We start from the raw sequence: 6,753 nt of genomic DNA on the forward strand, positions 1-6,753 counted from the left end.
GCAGGACGTTCACTGAGGACGACATCCGCGGTGACATGCCCTTGCGGCTTGTTCCGTGACCTCGACCGAGGCTCTCGAAGCGCCCGTCCGGTGCGCAGGCAGGCGACCAGCTCACGCTTGAGCGCACCACGGCCCTCGATGAACAGCGACTGGTAGATCGCCTCGTGGCTGATGCGCATGGACTCATCCTCGGGGAAGTCGGCCTTCAACCGGTGCGAGATCTGTTCCGGGCTCCATGCTGTCGCCCACCGCCTGTCTTGCCGGTGCGGCTTGTTCAGCCCTTTCCACGGAGGCGTCTGCGGTCCTGCGGCGACCGTCCCGTCAGGCCGGTGAACGTTCCCCGACAACCTCTCCTGAACGTACTCACGCAACCGGTCGTTGCCCAGGAGCTTCGCGGTCTTCGGGCGCTTGGCCGCCTGCTGGGCCTTCCACTGGGCGACCGTCGCGCGGTACTCCTGTTTGCCGCCGCGCGTGGCGGCGTTGCGGCGCAGTTCGCGAGAGATTGTCCCGGGGTCACGCCCCAGGGCTCGGGCGATCTCGCGCACCCCCTTGCTCGTCGCCCTGAGGATCGCGATCTCCTCGCGCTCCTCGAACGTGAGGTACCGGCCCGAGGGCTCGGCCAACGAGATCGGAGGCATGCCGCCAGCGTGTCGAAACCACCTCGCACCCACCGGCCACGACACGCCGACCGCCAGCGACGCCTCGGCCGTCGTGACCCCCGTGGCGATCAGTCGCCAGAACTGGCGCTGCACGACCCGAGACGGATCAGGCCGCCCCGGCGAACGCATCGCCGGCCGCAACGCACGGTCAGCGCGCCACTGCCGACGCAGCCCCTCCGGGACATCGCTGGTCCTCAAACTCCAGTCCGCCATAGCCACGTCGCACACCTCCGAGATCAGGGTGTTGCGACGACCAGTTGAATCCGCCCAGTGAACATCGGTCGCCCGCTGAAGGCATACGTGCCGTACTGGAAGAGCAAGCCGTCTGAGTCGGGGGTGGGCGCGGTGGCAAAGCGCTGCCGCGCAAATCGCATGAAGGCCAGCCATGCAGCCCGAGCGGTCAACTCGGTCTGCGTCGAGCGCCCGACCTCCAGCTCGGCACGCAGGACATCAAGGGCTTTCTCCATCCGCGGTCTGTCGTGCACGCCAGCTCTCCTCGGTCCGTGAATCAGCACCCTAACCTCGTAGGGCCGGATCAAATCCAGCCCTGACCAGCGAGGCAGCTACCTCCCGAGGCGCAACGCTCAGTCACTGCTGCACGGAACCTGAGCCAGAACCCTACTTCGGACGGCACTTGTTCACGGCTCCGGGAGGCACCTGGCGGCCCCGAAAGTCGATGTTCACGAGAACGGGCTCTGGCACAGCTTCCGTGATGGTCCCATCAATGGTCGGGGGACACCTTCGGCGTACGCCGCGGACGAGAAGCTGGCCACTGAGTGCACTCGATGCTGTGCACCTGCGCCAGCACGGGGACCCCGGGCGGTGGGCCGTCTGGGGATCCTTCAGGGCGTGCGCGCGGTTGTTCCGTTCTGGGGTGGGTGGTGGGGGAAGGCGTTGTAGCGGGCTGTGAGGTAGAGGCCGATTTGAGTCATGACGCCTCCGTCGGGTCGCCACCATAATTCGAGGGCATCTGCTACGGCTGCCGCTCCAATTCCGCAGCCACAGACGACTGCCTGGGTCATGTGGGTCAGTGTGGCGGCACCAGATGCTTCGAGGTCCCTCACCGTGGTGGGGTCATAGGGGGCGCGGACGTTGGTGCGGAAGTACTGGTCGATTTCCTCGGCTATCTGCACTGCCGACCGGGCGCAGTCGCACTGTCCCGTGGTGTCGGTGTCGCGGCAGGGCCCGAAGACCTGTGCGAGGACGGCTGCACGGCCGTTCAGCCAGGCGCTGAGGGCGTCGAGTGTGCCTGCTGGGGTCCTGGCCTGGGCGATGAGTTCGCGTGCCGCATTTCTGGTTTCGTCACAGATCTGCATTCCCAGTGCGGGTCCGTCGACGTTGTTGGCGGAGTGCCAGATGTGGTGCCGTCGTGAGCTGGCGGTATAGAGGACGCCGGCGGAGAGAGGCCATGTCGGTGCGAGGGAGGCACTGTGGAGGGCTGTGACGTATTTCCGGAAGAACGCGGTCAGCGCCAGGCCTTTTCGGTTATCGACCCAGGCCAGCCAGTTGCCCGCATCGCCGTAGGCGGCGTCCAGGAAGATGTCTGTGCAGTTGGCGATGAGCCATGTCACGCCCAACAGTTCGTTGTAGGTGGTCCATTCTTCGAGGGTGCGGCGATGGGTGTTGCCCCACGCCCCGTAGGAGCCGATGCCCGTGCCGAGCATCAGTACCGCGGTTACCGTCGGCGAAACGTCCCTGGTCCAGAGGCTGCCGTACGCTGGCACGGGAGGATAGTGGTGGTCCAGGGAGTTCTGCAGCGACAGCGCTGCTTGCCCACACAACTGGTACGACACCTGCAGTCCGTCGAAGCTCAGACCGCTGCGGGTTGCCGTCTCGGTCCACTGCCGGCCTGACTCCTCGGTCCAGTCGATCACGCAAGAACACGCGAGCAACGACCGTGCGACGCGATCCTCGCTGCTCGTCGTTTGCCCAGCCGTCAGGACGTACCAGCCGTAGAGGAGTTCCGGCTGAGTCGTCATGGTGGTGAAGGCATCGTGGAGCGTACGGGTGGTGAGCGGACGCCGTGTCATCCATTCCGTGATCTCGTGATCGGGAACGCGAAGCTGCGGCGTCTGCGCGACGGCGTCCTTGTGCTGCTTGTCGACGACCGCATGGCACACCGCGGACGCGATAAAGGCGAGCGTCTGCAGCGCGTCGACGCGCACTTCCTGCTCATGCAGCGCCGCGCAGCCCTTCAGCATCGTTTTGATGGTCGCCACGAGGACAGCGCACCTCGTCGGATCCGTCCACAGGTCGTCCAGCAGCGCCATCGTCTCTGCTGTCTCGCTGCTGCCCCAGGGCCGATGAGTGACGTGCTCATCGGCACAGAGCGCCTGGGCGATCAGGGCGGCGAGGGTCGGCGTCGTTGCTGGCAGGCAGCCTGGGACGCCATAAGCGACAGGCCCCTCCCACAGCAGTTTCGCCGCCAGCAGTGTCACGGCGTACGTCACGAGGCGAGGAGAGGTGTGGGCAAGCATCGACAAGGCGGCCTGGTCACCGTCGCGGCTGCCCAGGCACCGAGCGAGATCGGTGATTAGCTTGTCGCACTCAGCGTGGGTCGGCCGCTCTGTGCGTACTGCCGCCATGGCAGCGTAGGTGTCCGTCCCTGCCGAGCGTACGTCCCGGCCCATCGATTCCGGCCGCAGCAGGGCAGCCACGCGGACGCTGTCGAGACGTGGAGCGGGGGTGTCGCCGCCCTCGTTGTAGATGCTCTCGACCAAGGCCGACACCGCCCACGGAGTCTCTAGTAGCGGCGGCGCACCGTCGGCGGACGGGCCATGGAGAGCGTCGGCCGCGAGTTTCAGGGCGCAGGTGAGGAGTTGGGTGGTGTGCGACCATCGGCCCAGGCGGGTGTCCATGGTTTCCTCCACGGCCGTCAAACAAGATCTTGCGGGCTGTTGCGGTCGAGACCCTGGCAGAACAGCCACCTGTGATCAAGAGGCGCGCATCGGCCACGGGCGTTGTTTTCGGACACGTCGGGCCCGAAGGACGTACCGCACCGCTCCACAGAGTTGAGCCAGAACCCGAGAGCGGGAGGCACCGGCCCGCAGTCGGCAACGGTGCAGCAGCAGCCGTGGTCTCCGCCCGTAGCCAGCGCCTTTGCTCCGGACCACCGTGGCGCGGTCGACGGCGACCTGCCGGCCACCGCCACGGTGCTGTCCGTTCTCGTGAACATCCGATGCGGGCGCTGCGAACTGCTGTCGAAACGCTGCTTTGCGACATGAACCGAGCCACCGTGCTGCTCTCCGAACGTCCCCACTCCCTTGAGAAGCGGACCAAGTGGGGCGAGGAGTAGCCCTGGCCGTTTCCAGGAATCGCCATCACCGCCGATTACGGTGGTCCTGCCCGACGGCCCCAGGAGGTCACCGGCCGCCTCCAGGAACGCCAGCAGGTCCCGGGCTCCTGGCTGTACAAGGTGGCCGTCCCGGCCTGGCAGAACACGCCTTCCGGAGCCGTGGAGCCCGCCTGGTACGTGGTGTGGGTGCAAGCCCCCGACCACGTGAAGCCCGTGTCCGGCGTCTCGTACGACGACATCCCCACGACCCGGCTGCCGCCGCCGACGACGGAGCAGCAGATCCTCGGGGAGCGCCGGCCCTCGGGCTGGGTCCTGCAGAAGCTGGACGGCGGCCGCGGTCCCGGCCGGGGCGTCATCCACGCCGTCGACTGCGAGGAAGCATCCGCCGGACACACCGCTGCTGACCCTGGACCAGGCGCTGGACGCAGCCGAGCATCCCGGCACCAGACTGTGCTCCCTGTGCAGCGCGGCAGCGGAGCTCGACCCCGTACTCAAGGGTTTCGAGCATGGCTTCGGCGGCTCGGAAAACGGCAGCAGGGGAACGAAGTGATCGCCACACTTGCAGGATGAGCTTGTTCCACGCCGACTCGTACAGCCCCGACGACATGGTGGTGCACCCACGCCATCAGGCGATGCAGCCGGTGCTGGTCCAGCTCATCCAACAGCTCCGCGACTGCGAGACGGTGGAGGCCGGGGTCGAATTCCAGCGTGCCCTGCTCGCACGCCTGCTGGAGGTGGAGAAGGACCGCTGGGAGTTCAAGCGTGCCGCCACCCGGATGCGCAAAGGCAAGCAGCCGCCCCCGGAGACCCCGGAGCCCCAGTCAGGTCGCGACCTCTCCGACATCGCGACCTGGCGATTCGAGCACGACGTGTGCGAGCGGCTGGCCCGCCAGCTGCGCTCGGTCGGTGACGCGCTGGCCTGGCGCGTCTTCGGCTTCCACCGCCCGTTCATCCTCGCCCTGTGCCGCAACCAGTCGCCCGGCCCGATGTACGGCAAAGCGGGCCTGTCGGCAGAACTCGAACACTTCGAGAGGGCCTGCAAGGAGGAGGGCGCTTTCGCCCTCCTGCACGACCTGACCAACTGCCTGCGCATCGGCGACATCACGGTATGGGACAGCGTGAACCCGCCCCGCACGGAAGAGATCAAGACCAACCCGAAGAACACCAGGAGCGCGCAGCTACGGCGGATCAACCAGGCCCGCGCGGCGGTGCTGGACGGCGGCCCGCTGCCCGGGGACAACGCCTCGGAACTCCTCTACGACCTGGACCTGCCGCTGCGCACCCACCTGGACGTGCTGCGCGACGCCCTGGAACGGGCCGCAACCGATGGCATCTACGCCACACCGGTGCCCGGCAGCCGAGCCCTGTACGTCGTCGACCAGTACGCATGCGCCCAGCACGGCATGTACTCCGAGCAGTTCCACGAACGTCATCAGCACGCCGTCGACGGCGCTCTGCAACGGGCAGGCATCGCGGCCGGCCGGGAGGACCACAACATCTATGTCACCAGCCTGGACAGCACCGCCCGAGACCCGCTGCGGGTGCCCTGGGCGAACTACCCGCTGCATCCGGTGGCCTGCGCCCGGCTGATCGGCGACTACGCCGTGGCGACCGTGGAGACCTCCGGTCCCGTACTGACCCGCCTGCTCCAGGCCACCGGCCTGGACGCCCGCTGGGTCCGCCCGCCGGGCAAAACGGACCACCTCGAGCAGGGCGAGGTCATCATGGACATCCACCAGCAGGAACGCCTGCGGTCCGTGACACTGCCGGGCGGTCTGACGATGACACCGGGATGGACACTGCAGATGCGCCGCTCCGAGCTGGACCGCTACCTGATGGAGCTCCTGCAACCAGGCACGTGGGCCGCGGGCATCAAACACGTCCTCGCCGCCCGTCAGGCCGGACAGCCGTGGCCGCACTACCGCAACGAGCACGAGATCTGGGTCTAGGTGGCGCGCTCCACAGTGCACTGCTCGATCCAGCGGGCCAGGACGCTCAGGGTCGCCAGGTGCTCCAGCGCCTCCTGTTCGGTCCAGGGCACCGCATCCTCATGAGCGGCAACGTTCCGCAGGGCGAGGAAGGCACCGGCCGCGAGGTACTTGGCGCCGTCCTGGCGGGCGCGCCAGGTCGGTGTGTTGCGGTCGCCGTCGAATCGCAGGCGCGGTTTGCCTGCGACGGGGTCCTTCATGTCGAAAGCCTGCATGCACAGGTCCGTCTCGCCGATGTCGTGGCGTCCCAGCTTCTGCTGGAGTCGGCGGTTGACGGTGCGGGCAGCGGCCAGGACGGCGTCCTGTCGGGCTTCTGCGCCCCATAGCGGGGCGGCCGACTCCCACACCCAGGGGTGGAACTGGTCGGCGGGCAACGTGGGGGCATCCGGTACGAGCCGGGCGGCCCATTCGTCCATGTCGGCCAGGATGCCAAGGCCTCGATGAACCTCGTTGCGGGCCATGGCTTCGCCCGCCATCTGACCGAGATTGATCTTCTCGGCAAGCTGCGGGTCCAGGAGCCGCAGGATCTGCTTGACCGTGGGCTCTGCGCGGTGCAGCTGCTCATACAACGCCGCATCGCCTATGTAGTCGCCTGGCCGTGTACTTCGTTCGTAGCGCAGGGCCAGGTCGTCGAACGCCTCAAGCCGCTGTCGCATCCAATCTCGATCCACGGGGCGCATCCTAGGAGCGGAGTCTGACACTCCCCGTCTCACAGGGACTCTGCTGCGCAATTCGGCGTACGAGCATGGCGGTTGGGGGATGATCGCTTCTGCGGTCAGTGTCTTGTCGTAGGGCCGCAGGGGGTGGTTCG

At 67.4% G+C, this 6,753-nt stretch carries 5 protein-coding genes and 1 pseudogene; 2 read left to right on the forward strand and 4 right to left on the reverse strand.

Translation table 11 applies throughout. From position 1 onward, the window contains the following. From AB0N17_RS44785 to AB0N17_RS44795, 3 genes are all read right to left on the reverse strand, one after another. A partial coding sequence (locus AB0N17_RS44785) for a helix-turn-helix domain-containing protein (protein ID WP_366017462.1) occupies positions 1-638 on the reverse strand: 638 nt, incomplete at its 3' end. A gap of 257 nt (positions 639-895) precedes the next feature. Next, positions 896-1,144: a hypothetical protein gene (locus tag AB0N17_RS44790; protein WP_366017458.1), complete on the reverse strand. Its 249-nt coding sequence runs from the start codon at positions 1,142-1,144 to the stop codon at positions 896-898. 357 nt (positions 1,145-1,501) lie between these two features. After that, complete coding sequence (locus tag AB0N17_RS44795) at positions 1,502-3,517, reverse strand: hypothetical protein (protein ID WP_366017459.1); 2,016 nt, start codon at positions 3,515-3,517, stop codon at positions 1,502-1,504. Positions 3,518-3,988: 471 nt separating this feature from the next. On the opposite strand from AB0N17_RS44795, the pseudogene AB0N17_RS44800 reads away from it, so the two are divergent. Both AB0N17_RS44800 and AB0N17_RS44805 read left to right on the forward strand, forming a co-directional pair. After that, positions 3,989-4,504, forward strand: a pseudogene (locus AB0N17_RS44800) (DUF6233 domain-containing protein). Positions 4,505-4,520: 16 nt separating this feature from the next. Next, on the forward strand, positions 4,521-5,903 hold the full coding sequence (locus AB0N17_RS44805) for a hypothetical protein (protein WP_366017460.1): 1,383 nt from the start codon (positions 4,521-4,523) through the stop codon (positions 5,901-5,903). Here AB0N17_RS44805 and AB0N17_RS44810 read toward each other — a convergent pair. Next, the gene (locus AB0N17_RS44810) at positions 5,900-6,598 is read right to left on the reverse strand and encodes a TIGR02391 family protein (RefSeq protein ID WP_366017461.1); all 699 of its coding nucleotides are present in this window, start codon (positions 6,596-6,598) and stop codon (positions 5,900-5,902) included. The genes AB0N17_RS44805 and AB0N17_RS44810 overlap by 4 nt on opposite strands. Positions 6,599-6,753: the final 155 nt, after the last annotated feature.

The organism is Streptomyces sp. NPDC051133 (assembly GCF_040682635.1).
Classification (GTDB): domain Bacteria; phylum Actinomycetota; class Actinomycetes; order Streptomycetales; family Streptomycetaceae; genus Streptomyces.